The following is a 20,556-nucleotide window of genomic DNA, read 5'->3' on the forward strand; positions in this document are numbered from 1 at the left end:
CGCGTCCTCGTAAGGATGCGGTGCTTACTTCTTGGCGGGCTGCTCGGCCTTGGTTCCCAGCAGCTTCAGGATCTTCTCGCGCTGTTCGGGCGTCAGATCCTCGGGCTTGCGCGGCGGCGGCAGGTCCTTGGTGCCTGCCTGGGCAGCCTGCACCAGCGCCGGCATCTGCTTCATGATCTCGGGCATCGCCTCGGCCATGGTCTGCGCCATGTCCGGTCCCATCATCAGCTCCATCGAGCTGCGCGCATAATGCGTGCCCGCCGGCGTGGCGAAGAAGCGCTGGAAATCCTGCAGCTCGGGCAGCGTATATTCGCGTGCATAGGCACGGGCGATCGCGACGCGGACCTTGGGTTCGAGCGTGGACATCAGCTTGCCCATCTCGGCCATCATCAACCGCATCATCCGCTGCTGGCGTTCCTTCCAATAGGGATCGTAGATCTCCATCACCTCGCGCAGCGTGGTCTGGCCGAGCGCAGCGACGTCCTCTTCCGTGAGGCCTCCCATTTGCGCAAAATCGCGCAGCGGAAGCTCGCCGGCGGAGCCCAGCATCGTCTCCATCATGCGATTCAAGTTCTCGCCCATCATCCGCTGGTACATGCCCTGCGGGATCAGCTTGTCGGCCAGCTCGCGGGCGACGGCGAGGCGCGCGGGATCGGGTTCCGACACCTGCGCCTTCGGGGCAGGAGCTGCCGGCACGGGCACAGCCACGACCTTCGCCGTCTGGGCGGACGCGGCCGATGCCGTGAGCGCCGCGCCGGCCAGAACGAACAGGAACCCGACGTGCTTCGAGCGCATCACTTCTTCTTCTCCCGCGCGAGGAACTCGGCCTCGGCCGTGGCGCGTGCCTTCTCCAGCACCGCACGGTTGCCGGTGCCGAGCTGCATTCCCCACGCCTTGCTAACTTCCATGATCTTGGTGTTGACCAGCTGCATCTTTTTCGCCGCAGAGCTTGCGCCAAACGCCGTGATCGCGGGGTAGTCGTCCTCGGTCAGCTCGGCCACCGCCGCCTGGACTGCCGTCTTCTGACCGTCCTCGGCACTGGTCGCGCCCTTTTCCTTGAGCGCGGCAGTCGCACGCGCACGCATCTTCACGCCGGTGGCGCTTTCGAAGAAGGTGATCGTATCGACGATCTCCTCCGGCTCGAGCTCGTCGCGCACGACCTGGGCGAGCTGGTCGCGCAGGCTCTGCAGATCCGCGACCGCGAGCCGCGCGAGCTCTTTCGAGACGCTATCGGCAACGAAGTCCTGCATGCCCGGATGCGCGTCATACAGCGCCTTGCCCGCAGGATTGGCCGCGAGGCTCGGGCCGAAGCCCTGGCGGAAGCCGATGCCGATCAGCGCCGGCATCTGCGCTTCGGGAACCATCAGGCTCGCAAGCCGCGCCGCGTCCGCTTCCTGGGGTGCGCGCGTGGTCGGGGCGGTCTGCGCGAGGGCGATGCCGGGCACAGCCACTGCCATCAGCAGCGCGGCAGCGAGCAGCTTCATGCCAGGCTCGCTTCGCGTACGGCCGATGCCGGCGCCTTGGCATGCGCCTTCATCCACGCATGCATGTGCGCCGCCACGTCGCGGCCGTCGCGGATCGCCCATACGACCAAGCTTGCGCCACGCACGATGTCGCCGGCGGCGAACACGCCGTCCATGCTGGTCATCATCGTCTTGCCGTCGGTGCGCAGCGTACCCCAGCGGGTGACGCCCAGTTCCTCGGCGCCGAACAGCTTGGGCAAATCCTCGGGCTCGAAGCCCAGCGCCTTGATGACGAGGTCGGCCGGCATCTGCAGCGCCCCGCCCGGATCGACTTCCGGCGCACGGCGGCCGGACGCATCCGGCGCGCCGAGGCGCATCTTCGACGCGCGCACGCCGCTGACCTGCTCGCTGCCCTCGAACGCTTCCGGCGCGGAGAGCCAGACGAACTCGACGCCTTCCTCCTCGGCATTGGCGACTTCGCGCTGCGAGCCCGGCATGTTCGCCCGGTCGCGGCGGTAGAGGCACTTCACCGAGGCAGCACCCTGGCGGATCGCGGTGCGCACGCAGTCCATCGCGGTATCGCCGCCGCCGACGACAACGACATGCTTGCCGAGCGCGTTGAGGCTGCCATCGTCATAGGCCGGCACCGCGTCGCCGAAATTCTTGCGGTTGGAGGCGGTCAGATAGTCGAGCGCGTCGACCACGCCCCTGGCGCCGACGCCGGGCGCCTTGATCGCACGCGCCTTGTAGACGCCGGTGGCGATCAGGATCGAATCATGGCGCTGGCGAAGCTCGCCCAGCGTCGCGTCGCGGCCGACTTCAAAATTGCGGTGGAAGACGATGCCGCCCTCCTCCAGCCGTGCCACGCGGCGCATCACCACGTCCTTCTCCAGCTTGAAGCCGGGGATGCCATAGGTGAGCAGACCGCCCGAGCGATCGTACCGGTCGTAGACGTGCACGTCATAGCCATAGCCGCGCAGATATTCGGCAGCGGAAAGCCCCGCCGGCCCTGCGCCGATGATCCCGACCGACTGGCCGCGAGCGCGCCCGACCTGCACCGGCTCCACCCAGCCTTCGGCCCACGCGGTGTCGGTGATGAACTTCTCGACCGAACCGATCGTCACCGATCCATGGCCGGAGAATTCGATCACGCAATTGCCTTCGCACAGCCGATCCTGCGGGCAGATTCGGCCGCAGATCTCGGGCATGGTCGAGGTGGCGTTGGACAGCTGATAGGCTTCCTGCAGCCGCCCTTCGGCGGTCAGGCGCAGCCAGTCCGGGATATGGTTGTGGAGCGGGCAGTGCACCGAACAATAGGGCACGCCGCACTGGCTGCACCGGCCCGCCTGCGCTTCCGCATCGGGCACCGCATAGCGCTCCGCGATCTCGCGGAAATCCTCCGCGCGCAGTTCAGCGGGGCGCTTGGACGGGTAGGCCTGCGGCCGCCCGACGAATTTGAGCATGGGATCGTCAGCCATGCCGCCCCCGTACAGGAGAGCAGCGGAACGATAAAGACAGCAATACTGACCTATATGGCTGCCGAAGCCTAAATAGTTGACCCGCAGCTAACTTTTTGTCGCGGGATAGGCCCGAAACGGCCCTACCGCATGGATAGCCAAATCAGCGCTGCCGCCCCGGCAACAATCCGATAGATAGCGAAGGGCGTGAAGCCATGTTTGCTCACGATCCCCACGAACCACTTGATGACGGCAAGCGCAACGATGAAGGCCACGACGAAGCCGATGCCGATCTCGCCCCAGCCCACCCCGCTGGTCGCCAGCATCTCGCGGTTCTTCGCCAATTCCAGCACGGTCGCACCCAGCATCGTCGGGATCGCCAGGAAGAAGCTGAACTCCGCGGCAGTGCGGCGCTCGACTCCGAGCGACAGCGCGCCCATGATCGTCGCGCCCGAGCGGCTGACGCCGGGCACCATCGCGAGGCACTGAACGAAGCCGATGCCGAGCACGCGCACCACCGGGATCTCGGCAATGCCGTGGATCGTCGCGGACTTGACCAGCCGCTCGATCACCAGGATCGCGACGCCGCCGACGATCAGCGCCCAGGCGACCACCTTGGGCGCACCGAGCAGCGCCTCGATATGCTTGTGGAGCGCAAGGCCGATCACCGCGGCGGGAATGAAGGCGATCAGCAGGTTGCGCACGAAGCGCAACGAGACCGGGTTCAGCTTGATCAGCCCGTCGAGCACCGCCCAGAAGGTGCGCCAGTAGAGCACCACCACCGCCAGGATCGCGCCCAGCTGGATGACGATGTTGAACATCGCCCAGCGCGCCGAATCATAGCCCATCAGCTCGCTGGCGAGAATCAGGTGCCCGGTCGAGGAGACCGGCAGGAACTCGCTAACGCCCTCGACGATGCCGAGCAGGATCGCCACCAGCAGCGTGGTCATGAAAAGGCTCCTTCAAGGGGGTCGCGCCTGGCGACCCCCTGCAAGGCGCCGCCCGGCAGGGGGAATGGAATCAGGCGGCCGTGCGGAAGCGGCTGAAGCGGCCGGCCTGACGGAAACGCACCAGCCAGCTCGGCGCCACCGATGCCATCGGCGTCGGCGTCACGCCCAGCGCCGCGAGGCCCTCGGCGCCGGCCGGCACGACATTGTCGGCCCGCAGCATCGCGAACTGGTCGCGCGTGATCGGCGTACCCGGCAGCGACGCAACCAGGCTGGCGAGCGAATCAGGCAGTTCGACGAAGTGCGGCTTGCGCCCGATCGCGCCGGCGATCCAGCGGAGCAGCGCCGACATGCTCAGCACGTCCGGGCCGCCGAGCGTGTAGGTCTTGCCGCCATGCGCGGCCGGATCGGCCAGCGCCGCGGTCACCGCCTGCGCCACGTCCGTGACGAACACCGGCTGGAACCTGGTTTCACCGCGCACCACCGGCACGATGTTCAGCGGGGCACCCGCAATCATGCCGGCGAAGCGGTTCACGAACGCATCCTCGCGACCGAACACGATCGAAGGCCGCAGGATCGTCGCGCCCGGGAAGGCGGCGAGCACCGCCTGCTCCCCGGCCGCCTTGCTGCGGCCATAGGCGGAAGGCGAACCGGCATCGGCACCGAGCGCCGAGATATGGACCAGCGCCGCGGCACCGGCAGCCGCCGCCGCTTCGGCGACGTTGCGCGCGCCGGCGACATGCACCTTGTCGAAATCGCCGGCGAGGATGCCGACGAAGTTCACCACCGCGTCGCTGCCCTGCAATGCGCGGGCAAGCGTCTCAGGCTTAGTGATGTCGCCCACGACGAGCTGGGTCTGGCCGAGGCCACCCTGCGTCTTCAGAAACCACGCGTCGCGCGGCTTGCGCTCGACGACGCGGACGCGCGCGCCGGCGGCGAGCAGCTCCTGCGCCACGTAGCGGCCCAGAAAGCCACCGCCGCCGATCAGGGTTACCAGCCGATCCTTCATCTTGCGCCTCATTGCCTCGCGAACGTGCGGCCCCAATGCCGTGCGAAGGGCTAAACGGCAAGCGCGACGCGAAGTCCAACATTTTTCGCAAAAAGTCGTTGACACCCCCCGCAAACCTCCCCTAGAGGCGCCGGCCTACCCCGTGCCCAGATGGCGGAATTGGTAGACGCACCAGCTTCAGGTGCTGGCGATCGCAAGGTCGTGGAGGTTCGAGTCCTCTTCTGGGCACCATTTTCCCCTAAGGCTGAGAAAGCCTAGGGTTTGGCGGAAAACCTAGGTTTTTTACGAGCGTCTAGTACAAAGGTACGAGGACGACAGCCAATGTGTTCATACCTCCATCGCGCTCCTAACGGGGTCTATTATTTCCGCATGGGGATACCTGCGGACCTGCGCCCCTTCATGGCTGGCAAGCGGGAGATAAAGCGGTCCCTAGGTCTAAAGGATCGGGAAGCGGCTAAGGCTCTCATCCCTGACATGACCAAGACGGCCCATGCTATGCTTAAACAAGCAGAGCGGGATAGGGCCGCTGCCAAGCCCGCCCCTGCCATTGCTCCTAAGCCTGCCTCCCAGACCGAACGGGAGCGGAGGCAATGGGAAGGGGACCAGCTACAGGCTGAGCTAGTGGCCGATGACCTGTTTGCATCTGACAGCGAGATTGAGCGGCTAGAGCCGATCATGGACGCATTGGCAGCAGGGATGGAGTCTGACGCCTCCCCGGCTGACGTGGCTAGGGCTGGCAAGCTGCTAGTCGAGCACGAACGAGAGACTGCCGGGGCGCTGATCGCGTCCATGCAAGCTCGCTACGGAAAGCCTGCCCGCGCATCCGAAATCCAAAATTATGCCGTTGAGTACAGCCCCGATGCCAAAGCCAATGAGGGCAAAGGGAAATTCCTGGATACAGATATCCTCGACGGGTGGGCCGCTGAGCGAAAGCCGTCGCCCCGTGGCAAGGATGCCTATTGGCGGGATGCCAAGCTATTCTATTCCATGATGGGCCGTAAGTCCGTCGAGCTTATCACCAAGGCCGATGTGATGGCTTACAAGCGCAAGCTGATAGCGGACCCTGCCCGGTCACAGGTCAATGTACGGGATCGACTGGCCTATCTGCGGACCCTGCTCGAATGGGCGGCGCAAGAGGATATCGTCCCCGTCAACGTAGCCCGTGACGTGAAGATGGCTGTGACGGAGCGGGGAGAGAAGCGAAAAGACTTCTCTGTTGATGACCTGAACGCACTGTTCGCTGGCCCGGTTCATGCCAAGGGCGAGCGTCCCAAGGGCGGCTACGGTGAAGCCGTCTATTGGCTCCCCCTGTTAGCCCTGTTCATGGGTGCCCGCCGTGAAGAGATAGGCCAGCTACGGGTGCAGGACGTGAAGCCTGTTGCCTACATAGACGACGACGATAACCGACAAGAGGTCTGGTGTATCGACATTACAGATACTCCCGATGACGATGCCCTGCCCAATCAGATCAAGAACGAGGCTAGCAATAGGCTTGTCCCGCTGCATCCGAAGCTGATCGAGCTAGGATTCATCGAATATGTGACCAACCTGCCAGATCAGGCGGGCCGCGTATTTCCCGGCTTGAAGGCCGTAGGCATCGGCAAAAAGCTCACAGACAAGATTGGTCAGTGGTTTAGCCGGTACAAGCAAGAGTGCGGAATAGTGGATAAGGCAAAGGTCTTTCACTCTTTCCGTCACACATGGAAAACTCATGCCGTTGACGCGGGTATCCCCGAGCGGGTTTGCCGTCAGTTCCAAGGACACGAAGGAAAGGACGCTGCTGACAAGTACGGTGCGGCCCCATCTATGCGGGTAATGGTAGCGGCTATTGCAACCTATCGGGTGCCAGGGTTAGCTATATAGCAGGTAATCGGGGGAGGCTGTGTGGGCATATTTCGGGATATCGCCTTTGGGCGCATCTTGACCACATTGACGAATATCATGGTTGAGGTCGAGGCCAGTAGAACCTTGCTGCCAATAGGCGCTGGTGGAGGACTTGATAGCCTTCCTTTCAAGCGGCAAGTTGATTTTGAGCAAAACAAAGAGAAGCTCAGAAAATGGCCGCGCCATGAAGTGACCCGGGAGCTTTGTAAAAATTACCTATTGAACGAGCGACTTCGCCGCAGTGATCGAATGCAGGCGATAGATCGGCTGATCGGCATACTAATACACGATGGCTTGGCCCTCCCTATGGATGACTTTGCCAAATCGTACATTTGACGAACATACAGATACCCGAAATCGCCCCGCTCAGCCCCGTCAGGAGTCGATTGGGAACGGTCGGGTATCTGTAGGCCGGGACAAGCTATCGCCTCTCAGCGACTCTCCTAGGCGGGATTTCAGGCATTCGGCCCGAGCGGCACGCCAGCCTCACGACGGGCAGCTTCCCCAGTCGGGGCGACACGGATGCCATATTCCGTCTGCATATAGGCCACGTCGCCTACCGGCGTGCCATGCGAGCGACGGCCAGCCTCCCCGGTCTGAGCTACCCGGATGCCGGTCGGCCCCTGCCCGCCCTTGAACGGATCGTAGCCCGTCATGCTCTGACCCACCTGTGGACCGCTAGGAGGCTGACTGACGAGGGTATAGCCGGTCGGCCCCTGTACCCACTGCGGGCCCGTTGCCGGGGCCTGAGCGGCGGCTGCGGGAGCCTGTGGGGCATGGCTAGGAGGGCCATTGAAGCCGAACGAGCTGTTCGCCGTCTGGCCCGGTGGGAGCGTAGCGGCATCGGGAACGTCGGGCGTCTCAGCAAATGCTTCTGCCGTGCTGCCGAGAGCATCCTCGATAGTCCAATTGGCTGCATCAGCCTCCGTCACCTCGCCCTTGCTGATTGCCAGCGCCTTGGCATCCTCAAGGATCATAGGGGCGAGACTATCAAGATGGCCCTCGTCACCACTGTTATTGTAGTCCGTCAGCACCTTGTCATAGAGTGCAACGGTAGCATCATCGCTATTGTGAATTAGATCAACGGCAAGATGCAGCGTGTTTCCCATAGCAGGGACACGAGCAATGAAGCCGTCGATAGCGTTCTTGTAAGCGATGTTGGCAGGATAGCCTTTAGCCAATTCATCTTGAGCCTGCTTCTGCACAGTGCGTGGATTGTGACCGTGCACAGCGATCAACGAAAGAGCCGCCTTGACCTTAATGGCCTGCCGGGGAGTTAATGCGGTCATGTGATTTCCTCAGGGGTGTCTTGGGAGCTTGTTGGGATGCGGAGCCGCACGCGGGGGAACATCGCCAATCGTGAGCACCGGCGGAATTGTCCCTTTGCGGACACAGGCGACAAGGTAGCGGTGAGTCATCTCGCAGGCCTTGCGGTTGAGGTAAGGACGGCCAGCAGCCTCCCACAGGGCGTAAACCTCAGCGGCCATAGAGCGGGCTATGCCTTGGGCATCCTCTGGAAGGTCGTAGAGTGCAGGCCTTACGGCGGAATCTGACAGACACGGCCAGCCCGTTTCATGCTCGATGGCTTGCCGTGTGAGCAGAACGGAAAGGCTGGCGGCAGCGCCAGAGATAAACGCGGCAGCGAGAGCCTCTTTAGCAGCGCCGTGCATGTGCCATGCAGTGACAGCACCCCATTCAACATAGGCCTTGGCAGCCTCAGCGTAGGGGCCTGCTCGCTTGAGCAGATCGGGGAGATTCGTGGGGTCGATATGCCACTTGGGCCGGGGATCGGCTGGGAATGAGCGGGGAGGCTTTGGCACCTCTCCCGTTCCCCAGTCATGCAGATCAGGCATTAAGCCGCCAGAGCGTCGCGGAAATACCCCCGCCTCTTACCCTGGAAATAGATCTCCATCGCCTCATGGGGCTTACCCGGAGCTAGGGCCATAATGATTGCAGGGATCGCTTGGGGCTTCTTGGTCAGCAGATACTCGTAAGCGTCATCAGTGAGATTAGCGAAACCATTGCATTCATGCTGCTTCGGAATGCTGGCGTTAGCTCGCATGTCCCAAGTATCCTGCATATACTTGATGACAAACCCGGTGCTGATCAGATTATCGGCGGGCGTCACCTCGACGCGGATATCGGAGAAGCGGCTAAGCCGTAGAGTGCGCGCCTCTTCCTGCTCGTCAGCAAGGGCAGTGGCGAAGCGATCCTTTGCATCCTTCAATGACTTATCGATCTTATTCGCCTTATCGATGGCGGGCTTGCCAAGGATATCGATGTAGCTGTTGACCCTGAGCAATTCGGCGCTGAGCGTTTCAATCTCATCCGCGATAGTAGCAAGTTTTTCTTTGTCAGTCATGGCTTTTCCTTCAATGGATTGGTTGATTATCGACGGGGTGCGAAAGCACCGATGCCAAGCTTCTCGTGTCGATAGGTACGAATTGTGCCGCTATCTGCATCAGCATCGGCCATCAACTTAGCAATAGACGGGCGGCCAGCGGGCTTAGTCTTTGCATAGTCGGGAAGCGGGATACCTAGGATATCCAGACAAAGGCGGAAGCCACCGCGTACGCGGCTATCCACTTTCTCGATGTGGGCAGCAACGCGCGGATCATCAAGACGACTAAGGTTAACAGGCTGAGGGTTCATGTCGTGTCCTTCAATTGGGTGGAACAATATTGTCAAAAGCAACAGAGAGATTCCCCGCTTGCGCATAAGCAAACGAGAACGGGAAAATTACAGCTATGGAGGGTTGGCCTGCTGACTGCCAACTATGGGCAATGCTACAGTCAGCAGGCTAGCAATTGCTCAGGGCCGATGGGCAACATTGGATGATGAGCAATGCGTAGTGGGAGGATCATTCCTCAAATGTAGGCTCAGGCTGACATAGCAACCACCCCAACAGGAAAGGGTGATAACTATCTGAGCCTACATTGGAAGAATGAACGATCGAGCGTGGCACCCACGGTGGGAAGCCGTAGATTACCAAGGATACATACTATGATAGTATGATCGTTAGATTTGATAGATGTAGATGTATCCCGTGGTCCCCCCGGAGATAGATTGGAGATTGCTAAACTCCGCCCTTCTCGCTTTAGGGACGCACTTACATCAGCATGATCGTTGAGTTCGATTAGCGTAGATTGTAGTGCCCGTGGTCCGATACCCTGTATCATCATTGTAGATGGCACAGCCCGTCGCTCTTAAGCTAGGCCTCGCGGCCCTCAGTATCTTAGCAGTTGCGTATGCCCCACCGCTTTCGCGGCTTACGTTCCCCCCGGCCTAAACGGGAGTGGCGGTGTCCTTATGTTGTACGGTCCCAAATTCAGCCGGAAATTCCTCCAGCCTCGCACAGCTCCTCACAGCTCCGTACGAGGCCGCCCCGGCATCGCAGCTAGATCGACACCTTGCACCCCGAATCGAGTCTGGCGGGTCGTTTCCGGGCAGATTTGACAGCGCTGGCGAACGGATCAATCCTCATGCCGATCAGTCGGGGAGCGAGCCATGCCCTACTTCAATTCATCTGCCGTTAAGCGCGCCGAGTATGACGAACAAACTATGAGGTTGAGGCTGTGGTTTCCCAATGGCCACTACGACTTTTGCAGAGTCCCAATGCACATATGGCAGGGACTTTTACATGCATCATCTAAAGGCACTTATTACAGCGACTATATCCGCGACCGATATCAATGCTAGCAGCCTGTAGAGTGCAGCCGTATCAGGTCGCTGACTGACTGAGCCGCCCACTTCCCGCCCCGTGCTGTGATGATACCACGGGCATTAAGCTCCCCTGCGATAGCCCTCAGGCTGATATGACCCTCGGCCTTGATAGCCTCAATGATCGGGGCAATATCGGTAGCGAACGCCTGAGCCTTGGCCTTGATCGCATCGACGGCGGCACCGTTGCCCTTGCTATCCCCGAACGCCTTCGCGCCCATTGGATTGCCTAGTTTGGTGCCACGAGCCTTAGCAGCAGCAAGGGCTTCCTTGGTCCGCTTGCTTATCGCCTTACGTTCGGCCTGGGCCATTGCTGCCATGATGTGAATGGTAAGCTCATTCGCCTCAGGCATGTCAGCAGCGATGAACCTAGTACCGGCATCCTGTAGCTGAGCGAGAAAGGCCAGATTCCGGCTGAGGCGATCCAGCTTGGCTATGACCAGTGTGGCCCCTGTCACCTTCGCATGATGCAACGCCTTGGTAAGCTCAGGCCGGTCATCCCGCTTGCCGCTCTCCACCTCGACGTATTCGCCAAGGGGCTGGCAGTCCCGTGATGCGCAGAATGCAGCGATAGCCGCTTGCTGAGCCTCTAGGCCCAAGCCGCTACGTCCCTGCTTGGCAGTCGATACACGGTAGTAGGTGACGGTCCGCATGGCATGATCCCTTTCGCCAAGCCTACGTACGACCGTTGTCCATAATTGTCAAACGCTCGTTTGGTTATTCTGGACAGCACCAATCGAGCTACGATCCTGCTAGTGTGACACGTCATGCAGGGATGAAGACTATGCGCGATAATGCAGGTCGGGCAGGCGTGTCATAATCGTAGTACCGGGCAGCCCGGGTATACGGGGGAAACGGTCGCTCAGGACTGTTTGATTGCCCTTTCGCACATCTTCACCAAATATAGGTCATAGGCAGTTTGCACCTGTCTGGGCGGCATAAGGGGATTGTGATGGCTAAGGGGAAGCATAGGCTCTTGGGATCGGTTTACGGTGCGAGCTTGCGCCCACCCATCGTAACGCCACGCTTAACACCAACGCAGGAGCAACTACCTCTAGTTCCCTCACAAGTGGAGTTATCCCCTCCGCTAAAGAAAGGTGAGCGCGGCGGCATCATAGGTGTAGCGACTGATATGAAGCCCAATGATAATGGAATGACGTTTTCTCAGCGAGATACGGACGAGAACGTTGTAAAGGTTGCCCTGCTTCTTGTCGACAAGATAGATAAGCCTTCAACAAATCTCATTAATACAATAGATGACAGTAAGGACGTAACAGCCGTAGGGCTTGGCTCTCAGTCCAAGGCAATATTCAATGCGGGCTTGGATCCTCGACAGTATGCAGGCTTTGTGTGGGAGATATATAAGGAGCTAGATAAGCGGGAACCGGGTAGATGGTCACTGTGGCAGCAATATAATACCCCGATAATACCTAGCGATGAATTAGCGCCCGACCTAGCCTTTCAGCTCAATCTAGCGAGCGGGCTAATCGTACCAAGCCCTAGCACTCCATATGAGGACGTCATTAGCTTCAAGCAACGCCATCGCGACGAGCTAATCTCGCTTAGGCATCACCTCGAAGAATTAGCTATCAAGCTATCTAAAGAAGGCGATGCGAGGGCAGTTAATCTAGAAGTCGAGAGGTTTGATGCCTCGCTGTCTGACTACCTAAAGAAGGCTCAGCAGTCGAACGTGAGGAAGGCAATAGCCAGCCTTACCACAGAGCTAGATTGGGCTGCCGCTATCCGCAGTGTCATGGGTGGCGGCAGTGGTGGTCTTATCGCCGCCGCTCAAAGCTTATCCCTTACTGCGTCTGCTGCTGCAATCGGTGGTGGCGTTCTGGCTGGCCTCTCCGTCAAGAGCGTAGCCGGTGTGAAGAATGGCCCTTCGCCCTTTCGATACCTTGCGCGGATCGAGAGGGAGTTCGGGGAATGATCCGGTTCGAGTCCCTAATGCGACTCACATTGGCCAGCCCCTTGCCTCAGCTAGTACAAAGGCCTAATACAAACGCCCCGACGCTCTCTCGGAAAACCGCGGTAATCCGTCATTTTTGGTGCCAACCGTAAAATCCTCTTCTGGGCACCACTTCCCCCCTGCCGGGGCGGAAAGACAAAATTCCTAACATCTCAACGTCTTGGCGCTCCGGTCTTTGACCGGCAGCGCCTCGTTGCGTTCCACGTCCAGACGACGAAACGGCCCCGCATGTCGCAGATGCCAGGGCCGAGACGATGCTCAGCGTGTGCCGCTGCTGGCAGACACCGGGCGGGATGGCTGCACCGGGGATCGGTGCCATCCGGCGCGGTGAGCGCGCCACGGCCGAGGCAGATCAGCCCGCCGAGCTCCAGCCGCTGGCCATCGATCGGGTCCGGCAGGCGGTGGCTTCGGCCTTGCCATCGTCCGCGACCTGGTGGCGCGGTATGGCGGGCAGAGGGCGCTGGAGGAGAGCGCGCGGGGCGTGGGGTCAGCCGTCCTCGGGCGGCGCCGCCGTGGAGCTGCGCTTGACGATCTCGTGCTCCAACACGCGATCCCGGCGCGGCCGGGCTTTCGAACCGCTCCCACGCGCTTCGTCCGCGAGCAGCGCCAGCGCCTCGGCGGCCAGACGCCGGACCGGCTGATGGACTGTGGTGAGCGGCGGCCACAAGGTCACCGCCGCCGTGGTGTCATCAAACCCGACCACGGTGAGCTGCCGCGGCACGTCCAGCTGGCGGCGGTGCGCGACCGAGACAATGGCGGCGGCCATGTCATCGTTGCTCGCGAACACCGCCGTGGGCGGGGAGGGCCCGTCCAGCAGCTGCTCGCCCGCAGCGAGGCCGGAGGCATAGCTGAAATCCCCTTGCACCAGCTGCACCCCCGCGTCGGGCACGTCGCGCATCGCATCTTCCATCCCGGCGCGGCGCTCCGCGCTCGCGGTCTGGTCGGGATTGCCCAGCACGAAGCCGAGCCGGCGATGGCCCAGTTCGAGCAGGTGGCGCGTCATCTCGAATGCGGCGCGCCGGTCGTCGATCCGCACACAGGTGGCGCCCGGCACGTGATAGGCGCCGATCGCCGCGATCGGCACCCCCAGCCCGCGCAGCGTGCGCAGCACCACCGGCGCCTCCGCCAGCGGCGGCGCGAGCAGGATGCCGGACAGGCCGGCGTTGACGAAACGGAGCAGGTCCTGCTCCGCAGGCGCGCGCCCGCCCTCCCCCTTCAGCAGCACCAGCCGCGCGCCGCGGGTGGAGGCTTCCTCGAACACGCCGGTCAGCAGTTCGCTCATGAAGGCGGCGCTGGGATTGGAATAGAGGATGCCGATGCGCAGTTCCGCCGAGGTCACCAGGCTGCGCGCCGCGACATTGGGCACGTAATGGAGTTCCGCGATGGCGCGCTCCACCGCCTCGCGGGTCGCGGCACTGACTCCGCTGCGGCCGTTGATCACGCGCGAGACGGTCATGGCGGAGACCCCCGCCCTCGCCGCCACGTCGATCACGGTCGCTCCCTGCGCCGACCGGCCCGCCCTCGTCACGCCCTCGTTCTTCCTTCCCCGCATGCCGCAGGACCTACGCGATGCGGCGGGATCGGAAAAGCAGTGATGCGCCATCGGCTTGTGCGGTCGCCGGCGGCGGCTATGCAGGGCGCGAAGGAGAGAGACCCCTATGCGCCACGTCCTGCTGCTCGACCTCAACGACGATCCGGAGGCAGTCGCCGCCTATGCGCACTGGCACCGGCCGGGCGGCCCGCCGCCCGCTGTCATCCGCTCGATCCGCGAGGCAGGCATCGAGGCGATGGAGATCTGGCATGCCGGGGACCGGCTGGTGATGGTGATGGAAACCGGCCCCGGCTTTGATCCCGAGGCCAAGCGCATGCGCGATGCCACGGATCCAGAGATCCGGGCCTGGGAGACGCTGATGGACAGCTTCCAGCGCCGGCTCCCCTTCGCCGAGCCGGGCGTGAAATGGGTGCCGACCGTGCAGATCTTCGCCCTCGCCGACCAGCCCTGAGCGGCCGAGGGTCAGAAGGCGACGATTGCCTTCAGCACCTGGTCCGCTTCCTCGATCAGCGCCGGCAGCCGCTCCGGCAGCGCCTCGGCAGCCACACTATGGGTGTGCAGCCTGTCCGTGGGGATCGCGCCGGATCGGATCGCGGCGATCACCCGCTCAAAATCGACAGCGCATGCGTTTCGGCTGGCGATCAGCACCGCCTCGCGCTTGTGGAACTCCGGATCGGCGAAGCTGAGGTCGCCCGGCGCCACGCCCACCAGCAGCAGCGCACCGCCATGGCCGACGAAATCGAGGCTGCGGCGCATCGCGGGCAGCGAGCCGGTAGCGTCGATCACCACGTCGAAGCCGTCGCCGTTGGTCCGCGCTGCCAGCGTTTCGCCGAGCGCCTCATCGGCGACGACTCCGTCGAGGTCGAGCTGATCGCGCGCATAGGCGAGGCGCTGGGCGCGCTGATCGACCAGCGTCACGTCGAACCCGTCGAGCCGGGCGAACAGCGCACTGGCGATGCCGATCGGCCCCGCGCCCACTACCAGCATCCGTCCCTCGCCGTCCTTCGGCGCACGCGACACGGCATGGGCACCGATCGCCAGGAACTCGATCATCGCCGCCTGGTCGACACTCAGACCTTCGGCATCGAGGACCGCGCTGGCAGGCACCACCAGCAACTCGGCCATGCCGCCGTCGCTGTGCACGCCAAGCACGCGGATGTTGACGCAGGCGTTCGGTTTTCCCTTGCGACAGGCGACGCAGTGGCCGCAGGCGAGGTACGGGTTGATCGCCACCGTCCGGCCTAGCGGGAGCACGGCGCCGGCACCCAGCGCGACCACTTCGCCGCCCAGTTCGTGCCCCATCACGCGCGGATATTGCAGGAACGGGTGGCGGCCGGCGAAGATGTGATAATCGGTGCCGCACAGGCCAACGCGGTGGATACGGACCAGCACCTCGCCCGGGCCGGGGCTCGGCGCCTCACGCTGGATCTGGGTCAGCTCGAACGGCGCGTTGCAGAGGATGGTACGCATGGCATGGATCTCCCGTGCCAGCCCTGCCACCGCCGAGCGCGCGTGCGCAAGCCAGGTTTCCTAGGCGCGAACGTCCAGCGCATAGGCGCGGACGGCATTGCCGCCAAACACCGCCGCTTCGGCCGCAGGGCAATGGCGCTCCACATAGCGCAGCACGATGTCGCGGGTGTCGCCATAGCTTCCGGCGAGCGCGCAGACCGGCCAATCCGATCCCCACAGGATGCGCTCGGCACCGAAGCAGGTGAAGACATGGTCGAGATAGCGCTCGAAGTCGCCGGGCCGCCAATCGCGTGCTGCTTCGGTGACGAGGCCGGAGACCTTGCAGAACAGCGATTCCTGCTGCGCCGCGTCGGCGATCTGGTCTGCCCAGGGCTGCCACGCGCCGTCGGCGATATTGGGCTTGGCGGCATGGTCGAGGATCAGGCGTCCTGCGCCGCAGCGATCGAGAAAAATCGGCAGGCCGCCGAGTTGTGCGGCATTGACCAGCACGTCGTAGCTGAGTCCGGCCGCAAGCACCGCGCGCACTCCCGCCACGAACTGCGCGTCGAGCAGGAAATCCGCATCGGGCTCGTCCTGCACGATGTGGCGATAGCCGAGGATCGGCCCCGCCGGCCGGGCGGCGATCCGCTCGGCGACGCCGGGCGCGCGGAGGTCGATCCAGCCGACCACGCCGGCAATCCGCGGCTGGCGCGCGGCGCAGGCCAGCAGGAAGTCCGTCTCCGCCTCGCTTTGCCGCGCCTGGACCGCGATCGCATGGTCCACGCCGGCGGCCTGCATCTCGCGGACGAGATCCTCGGCATCGAAGTCGCGCGCAATGGCGCTGCCGGGCGCGATCCAGCCAAATGCTTCGGGGGTGTAGTGCCAGAGGTGATGGTGGGCATCGATCCGCATGCCCCTGCATAGCCGAACGCGGTGCGCCTCGGAAAGCGACCCGTAGTCGCGGGCGAGGCTTTGTTTTGAACGGCTTGCAACCCCTGCTCCACAATCCGGTTGGTCCAGTGACACGGCGCTCTCCCGCGCCTGCTGCCAGGGGATGGTTCATGGCGACGCAGACTTCCCACCGCACCGCGGTGATCACCGGCGCATCGAGCGGCATCGGCCGGGCCACGGCCGAGGCATTCGCCCGGTGCGGATGGCGGCTGGTCCTCGCCGCGCGCGACGCCGAGGCGCTGGAGGCGTTCGCAAGGGACCTGCGCGCCACCGGCGCGGCGGTGCAGGCCGTGCCAGTGGATGTCGGCGACCATGCCGCAGTGCTGGCGCTTGCCGAGGCGGCGCAGGCATTCGGCGGCAGGATCGACCTGTGGTTCGCCAATGTCGGGATCGGCGCCGTCGGCCGATTCGAGGAAGTGCCGATCGCGGCGCACGAACAGGTGCTGCGATCGAACCTTATTGGCCATCTGTACGAGGCGCATGCCGTGCTGCCGATCTTCCTGCGCCAGGGCCAGGGCGTGTTCGTCAACATGATCTCGATGATCGGCTTCGCCGGCGCGCCGCTCGCCGCGGCCTATTCGGCGAGCAAGTTCGGGCTCAAGGGGCTTTCCGAAGCTCTGCGCGCGGAGATGGCGCCGCACCCGCGCATCCATATCTGCGACGTCTATCCGGCCCTGGTCGACACGCCGGCGCTGGAGCATGCCGGCAACTATACCGGCAAGGCGATCCACCCGCCGGCGCCGCTGCTGGACCCGCGCCGCGTGGCCGAAGCGGTGGTGCGCCTCGCCGACCATCCGCGGCCGACGACGCTGGTCGGCGCGCAGAACTGGGCGGCGCGGATAGGCCACGCGCTGGCGCCGACGCTCAGCCTGAAGCTGATCGACCGCTGGTTCGAAAGCTATTTCGCTGAGGCGCGGCCGGCGGCGGTCACCTCCGGCAACCTCTTTCACCCGCCTGGCGACCGGCCACGGGTGGACGGCGGCTTTCGCAAGCCGGTGACGCGACGGCTGCCGTTGCTGCTGGCCGGCGGGACCTTGCTAGCGTTGGGCGGTGCCGCGCTTCTTCGGCGGCACACCTCGCGAGCGGAACCAACCTAGGCCAGGTTCGTCGCCTCGGCGTTGAGAGAGGAATAGCAATGACCACCAATCCGACGCGCGACCGCACCGAAGCCGAACGCCACGCCCATGAAATCGACGCGCAAGGCGCCCCACCGCGCGACGGGCGCCTGGATGCGCTGGCGGGAGAAGATCCGGACGGCATCCCGATGACCGGGGAGGAAGATCCGTTTGTCGAGACGGAGCAGTTGGCCGAGGGCGATGACGCCCAGGCCGAGCCCGAAGCGCACCCGTCGTAGAAATCTAAAGCCTCTCCCCTTCAGGAGAGGGGCTTAGCGAAGCACCACATCCACCGCGTGGATCGCCACGCCGACCAGCCCGCCGACCACGGTGCCGTTGATCCGGATATATTGCAGGTCGCGGCCCACGGCATTTTCCAGCCGCGAAGTGACGGTCTGCGCATCCCAGCCGCGGATCGTGTCGGAGACCAGCCGGACGATGCCGTCGCCATAGTCGGACGCGGCGCCCACCGCCGAGCGGCGCACGAAGCGGTTGATCGTCCGCGCGAGCCTGGCATCGGTCTGCAGCGTGCCGCCGAACTGGCGCAGCGCCTCGCCCATTCGCCCGCCCAGCGCCCGTTCGGGATCGCGCGCGAGCCGCAGCATCGCCGCACGGCTCTGCTCCCACAGCCCCTCCACCCAGCGCTGGAAGCCTTCATTCTCCAGCATCTCGAGCTTGAAGCTCTCCACCCGCGCCTGCAGCTCGGGATCATGCTGCAGCCGGTCGGCGAGGCTCTCCAGCCCCTCCTCCACCTTCGCGCGGACGGGATGCTCGGGATCCTCGGCCATTTCGTCGATCAGCTTCTTCAGCCCCTCGATGATCTTCGTCGCCAGCGTCTCGTCGAGCCCGGTCCAGCGCATCACCGAACCGGCGCGGGCATGGACCATCTCGCGGATCAGATGCTCGTTGGCCTCCAGGATGCGCGCGGCCCCGCGGATCATCGAGTCGAGCAGCGGCAAGTGCCGGCCATTGGCAATCGCCGCCGCCAGCGCCTGGCCGAACAGCGGCGCCACGTCGATGGCGCGCAGCCGGCCGGCGATCGCGCCCTTCACCATGCCGCCCAGCCGCTCCTGGTCGAGCGACTCGAGAATGTTCGCCGCCAGCCGCGAGGCCCCCGCGCCGATCCGCCCGGTGCCGTGCGAGGGCGATGCCAGCCAGCGCCCCGCCGCCCCCGCCACATCCAGCCGCTGCATCCGCCGCGCCACCACGCGCGGGATCAGGAAATTGGCGCGGAGGAACTGGCCGAGCGTATCGGCAATGCGATCCTTGTTGCGCGGGATGATCGCGGTGTGCGGGATCGGCAGGTGCAGCGGATGCCGAAACAGCGCCGTCACCGCGAACCAGTCGGCCAGCCCGCCTACCATCGCCGCCTCCGCAAAGGCGCGGACGAAGGGCAAGGCCGGGTGCAGTCCCTGGAAATGGCGCGCCGCAAGGAACAGCGCCGCCATCGCCAGCAACAGGCCGGTGGCGACCATCCGCATCCGGCGCAGGGCGGCGGGCGGAGGGTCGCTGCGGAAGCGGGGGGCAAGGCTCATGGCTGGTGCAACGCCGGGAAGGCCGCGTGCGCTCCGTTTAGCCTTCGCGCTGCACCGCGAACGGGCCGTTCGCCTGGTTCACCGGCATCAGTTCCAGCGTGTTGACCGCGAAGTGCGGCGGCAGCGTCGCCACCCACAGCATCGTCTCGGCAATGTCCTCGGCGGTCATCGGGTTCACGCCGGCATAGACCTTGTCCGAGGCTTCCTGGCTGCCGGTGCGGACCAGGGTGAACTCGGTCTCGACCATGCCCGGCTCGATCGAGGTGACGCGCACGCCCGTGCCGATCAGGTCGGCGCGCAGGTTGAGCGTGAACTGGCGGACGAACGCCTTGGTCGCGCCGTACACATTGCCGCCCGGATAGGGATAGGTCGCCGCGACCGACGACAGGTTGATGATCCCGCCCTTGCGCGCAACCAGGCCCGGCAGCAGCTTGTGGGTGATCGAGACCAGGGCGGTGATGTTGGTGTCGATCATCGTCTGCCAGTTGTCGAGCGACGCCTTCTGCGCAGGCTCGAGGCCCAGCGCCAGGCCGGCATTGTTGATCAGCAGGTCGATGTCGGCGAAGGGCGCAGGCAGGCTCGCCAGCGCTTCGTCACGCGCGGCATCGTCGCGAATGTCGAAGGCGAGGGTGTGGACGCGCTCGCCTGCGAGCTTCTCCAGCCGATCGGCGCGGCGGCCGGTGGCGACCACATGCCAGCCGGCATCGGCGAAGGCGCGGACCGAAGCTTCGCCGATCCCGGCGGTGGCGCCGGTGATGAGTACGGTAGGCATGGCAACTCCTGGAATGACGTTTCGCCTGTCTATACGCGCGCCGGGGTGGTTTGGATCAGCTTTTTGCGGGGGGGCACAGCAACCGAGGCGGAACGCCGAGCCGCGCGGAACCGCGCCTATGCTCGTGCGGTTTCGATCCCCCGAGCGATGGAGGATTTGAAATGGCCGCACAGCAGCTGGAAATCGACGACACCACCCTGTTCGACAATCTTGACGATCGGCAGGTCGAATTCGGCGGCCGGGTTGACGGCGAGGACTATCAGTTCGCGGTGCAGTACAGCGTCCTGGAGGCGCTGAGCGGCAGCCAGCCCGACGGCGATGCGGAGGAAAGCTTCCGCCGCTATCGCGCCGCGATCGCGCAAGCCGCCCTCGCCGCGCTTGCCAACGGCCCCGACCGCCCGATCATTGTGGTCAGCGAGAACGACCTGGACCAGGAGGCACAGGCATGACCGAAGCGCGCTGGGGCGACGACGCCAAAAACCCGCCGATCGACTGGACGATGAGCGCGGCGCTGGAGAATGTCGTGCGCAGCGGTGAGGACGTGGCTGAGGTCACCAATCTCGGCGCGGCGGTTCGCGCATGGCGCGACCTGGATCCCGAGCATCGGACACACGCCGTGCTGATCCTCGACCATCCGGTGCACCTCGACGGCGCAGCAGTGAATCGCTTTGAAGGCGAAGGCATCGCGGCGCTCGCGGAGCGGCTTTCCGACTAAAGCGGCATCCGTCTC

Annotated in this window: 23 protein-coding genes and 1 tRNA gene; 10 read left to right on the forward strand and 14 right to left on the reverse strand. The window is 64.0% G+C overall.

All coding sequences use genetic code 11. From position 1 onward, the window contains the following. Nucleotides 1–24: 24 nt before the first annotated feature. The 5 genes from V7E00_RS14520 to V7E00_RS14540 all read right to left on the reverse strand — a co-directional run bounded on the left by V7E00_RS14520 (nucleotide 25) and on the right by V7E00_RS14540 (nucleotide 4,876). A complete protein-coding gene (locus V7E00_RS14520) occupies nucleotides 25–795 on the reverse strand; it encodes a DUF2059 domain-containing protein (protein WP_333573338.1) in 771 nt (256 codons plus the stop codon). Next, nucleotides 795–1,484, reverse strand: coding sequence for a hypothetical protein (locus tag V7E00_RS14525; protein ID WP_333573339.1), 690 nt, complete (start codon nucleotides 1,482–1,484; stop codon nucleotides 795–797). Before V7E00_RS14525 ends, V7E00_RS14520 begins: the two co-directional genes overlap by 1 nt. Further along, entirely contained in the window at nucleotides 1,481–2,941 is a 1,461-nt protein-coding gene (locus V7E00_RS14530) for an NAD(P)-dependent oxidoreductase (RefSeq protein WP_333573340.1), read from the reverse strand. Before V7E00_RS14530 ends, V7E00_RS14525 begins: the two co-directional genes overlap by 4 nt. Nucleotides 2,942–3,063: 122 nt before the next feature. Further along, entirely contained in the window at nucleotides 3,064–3,870 is an 807-nt protein-coding gene (locus V7E00_RS14535; protein WP_333573341.1) for an undecaprenyl-diphosphate phosphatase, read from the reverse strand. Between the two features lie 70 nt (nucleotides 3,871–3,940). Further along, entirely contained in the window at nucleotides 3,941–4,876 is a 936-nt protein-coding gene (locus V7E00_RS14540) for a complex I NDUFA9 subunit family protein (RefSeq protein WP_333573342.1), read from the reverse strand. A 144-nt stretch (nucleotides 4,877–5,020) separates the two neighbouring features. On the opposite strand from V7E00_RS14540, the gene V7E00_RS14545 reads away from it, so the two are divergent. From V7E00_RS14545 to V7E00_RS14555, 3 genes are all read left to right on the forward strand, one after another. Continuing rightward, nucleotides 5,021–5,107, forward strand: a tRNA-Leu gene (locus V7E00_RS14545). Between the two features lie 90 nt (nucleotides 5,108–5,197). Next, nucleotides 5,198–6,739: a site-specific integrase gene (locus tag V7E00_RS14550; protein ID WP_333573343.1), complete on the forward strand. Its 1,542-nt coding sequence runs from the start codon at nucleotides 5,198–5,200 to the stop codon at nucleotides 6,737–6,739. 57 nt (nucleotides 6,740–6,796) lie between these two features. Beyond that, on the forward strand, nucleotides 6,797–7,096 hold the full coding sequence (locus V7E00_RS14555) for a hypothetical protein (RefSeq protein WP_333573344.1): 300 nt from the start codon (nucleotides 6,797–6,799) through the stop codon (nucleotides 7,094–7,096). A 119-nt stretch (nucleotides 7,097–7,215) separates the two neighbouring features. Here V7E00_RS14555 and V7E00_RS14560 read toward each other — a convergent pair whose 3' ends face one another. The 3 genes from V7E00_RS14560 to V7E00_RS14570 all read right to left on the reverse strand — a co-directional run bounded on the left by V7E00_RS14560 (nucleotide 7,216) and on the right by V7E00_RS14570 (nucleotide 9,412). Then, on the reverse strand, nucleotides 7,216–8,049 hold the full coding sequence (locus V7E00_RS14560; protein WP_333573345.1) for a hypothetical protein: 834 nt from the start codon (nucleotides 8,047–8,049) through the stop codon (nucleotides 7,216–7,218). Between the two features lie 563 nt (nucleotides 8,050–8,612). After that, nucleotides 8,613–9,122: a hypothetical protein gene (locus V7E00_RS14565; protein ID WP_333573346.1), complete on the reverse strand. Its 510-nt coding sequence runs from the start codon at nucleotides 9,120–9,122 to the stop codon at nucleotides 8,613–8,615. Nucleotides 9,123–9,148: 26 nt separating this feature from the next. Next, a complete protein-coding gene (locus tag V7E00_RS14570) occupies nucleotides 9,149–9,412 on the reverse strand; it encodes a hypothetical protein (protein ID WP_333573347.1) in 264 nt (87 codons plus the stop codon). A gap of 855 nt (nucleotides 9,413–10,267) precedes the next feature. On the opposite strand from V7E00_RS14570, the gene V7E00_RS20105 reads away from it, so the two are divergent. Next, nucleotides 10,268–10,459: a KTSC domain-containing protein gene (locus V7E00_RS20105; protein WP_443019202.1), complete on the forward strand. Its 192-nt coding sequence runs from the start codon at nucleotides 10,268–10,270 to the stop codon at nucleotides 10,457–10,459. On the opposite strand, the gene V7E00_RS14575 is transcribed toward V7E00_RS20105, so the two are convergent. Further along, complete coding sequence (locus V7E00_RS14575; protein WP_333573348.1) at nucleotides 10,456–11,133, reverse strand: recombinase family protein; 678 nt, start codon at nucleotides 11,131–11,133, stop codon at nucleotides 10,456–10,458. The two genes, V7E00_RS20105 and V7E00_RS14575, sit on opposite strands and share 4 nt — an antisense overlap. A gap of 299 nt (nucleotides 11,134–11,432) precedes the next feature. Here V7E00_RS14575 and V7E00_RS14580 point away from each other — a divergent pair, with 299 nt between their 5' ends. Then, nucleotides 11,433–12,413 (forward strand): DUF6236 family protein, encoded by a 981-nt coding sequence (locus V7E00_RS14580; protein ID WP_333573349.1) that lies wholly within the window; start codon nucleotides 11,433–11,435, stop codon nucleotides 12,411–12,413. Between the two features lie 526 nt (nucleotides 12,414–12,939). Here the strand turns inward: V7E00_RS14580 and V7E00_RS14585 are convergent. Then, a complete protein-coding gene (locus V7E00_RS14585; RefSeq protein WP_333573350.1) occupies nucleotides 12,940–14,004 on the reverse strand; it encodes a LacI family DNA-binding transcriptional regulator in 1,065 nt (354 codons plus the stop codon). 106 nt (nucleotides 14,005–14,110) lie between these two features. Between V7E00_RS14585 and V7E00_RS14590 the strand changes: the two genes are divergently transcribed. Further along, complete coding sequence (locus V7E00_RS14590) at nucleotides 14,111–14,455, forward strand: L-rhamnose mutarotase (protein ID WP_333573351.1); 345 nt, start codon at nucleotides 14,111–14,113, stop codon at nucleotides 14,453–14,455. A gap of 11 nt (nucleotides 14,456–14,466) precedes the next feature. Here the strand turns inward: V7E00_RS14590 and V7E00_RS14595 are convergent, their stop codons facing one another. Then, nucleotides 14,467–15,474 (reverse strand): zinc-binding alcohol dehydrogenase family protein, encoded by a 1,008-nt coding sequence (locus tag V7E00_RS14595; RefSeq protein ID WP_333573352.1) that lies wholly within the window; start codon nucleotides 15,472–15,474, stop codon nucleotides 14,467–14,469. A gap of 60 nt (nucleotides 15,475–15,534) precedes the next feature. Continuing rightward, a complete protein-coding gene (locus V7E00_RS14600; RefSeq protein ID WP_333573353.1) occupies nucleotides 15,535–16,365 on the reverse strand; it encodes an amidohydrolase family protein in 831 nt (276 codons plus the stop codon). Nucleotides 16,366–16,514: 149 nt separating this feature from the next. On the opposite strand from V7E00_RS14600, the gene V7E00_RS14605 reads away from it, so the two are divergent. After that, nucleotides 16,515–17,501 (forward strand): SDR family oxidoreductase, encoded by a 987-nt coding sequence (locus tag V7E00_RS14605; RefSeq protein ID WP_333573354.1) that lies wholly within the window; start codon nucleotides 16,515–16,517, stop codon nucleotides 17,499–17,501. A 38-nt stretch (nucleotides 17,502–17,539) separates the two neighbouring features. Then, on the forward strand, nucleotides 17,540–17,758 hold the full coding sequence (locus tag V7E00_RS14610; RefSeq protein WP_333573355.1) for a hypothetical protein: 219 nt from the start codon (nucleotides 17,540–17,542) through the stop codon (nucleotides 17,756–17,758). A 33-nt stretch (nucleotides 17,759–17,791) separates the two neighbouring features. Here the strand turns inward: V7E00_RS14610 and V7E00_RS14615 are convergent, their stop codons facing one another. Together V7E00_RS14615 and V7E00_RS14620 are read right to left on the reverse strand one after the other, a co-directional pair. Continuing rightward, on the reverse strand, nucleotides 17,792–19,054 hold the full coding sequence (locus V7E00_RS14615; RefSeq protein WP_333573356.1) for a DUF445 domain-containing protein: 1,263 nt from the start codon (nucleotides 19,052–19,054) through the stop codon (nucleotides 17,792–17,794). Nucleotides 19,055–19,091: 37 nt separating this feature from the next. Beyond that, nucleotides 19,092–19,826 (reverse strand): SDR family NAD(P)-dependent oxidoreductase, encoded by a 735-nt coding sequence (locus V7E00_RS14620; RefSeq protein WP_333573357.1) that lies wholly within the window; start codon nucleotides 19,824–19,826, stop codon nucleotides 19,092–19,094. A gap of 161 nt (nucleotides 19,827–19,987) precedes the next feature. On the opposite strand from V7E00_RS14620, the gene V7E00_RS14625 reads away from it, so the two are divergent. After that, entirely contained in the window at nucleotides 19,988–20,275 is a 288-nt protein-coding gene (locus tag V7E00_RS14625; protein WP_333573358.1) for a DUF1488 family protein, read from the forward strand. Then, entirely contained in the window at nucleotides 20,272–20,541 is a 270-nt protein-coding gene (locus V7E00_RS14630) for a hypothetical protein (RefSeq protein WP_333573359.1), read from the forward strand. Before V7E00_RS14625 ends, V7E00_RS14630 begins: the two co-directional genes overlap by 4 nt. The last annotated feature ends 15 nt before the right edge of the window (nucleotides 20,542–20,556 follow it).

This window comes from Sphingomonas sp. (assembly GCF_036731925.1).
Lineage (GTDB): Bacteria > Pseudomonadota > Alphaproteobacteria > Sphingomonadales > Sphingomonadaceae > Sphingomonas.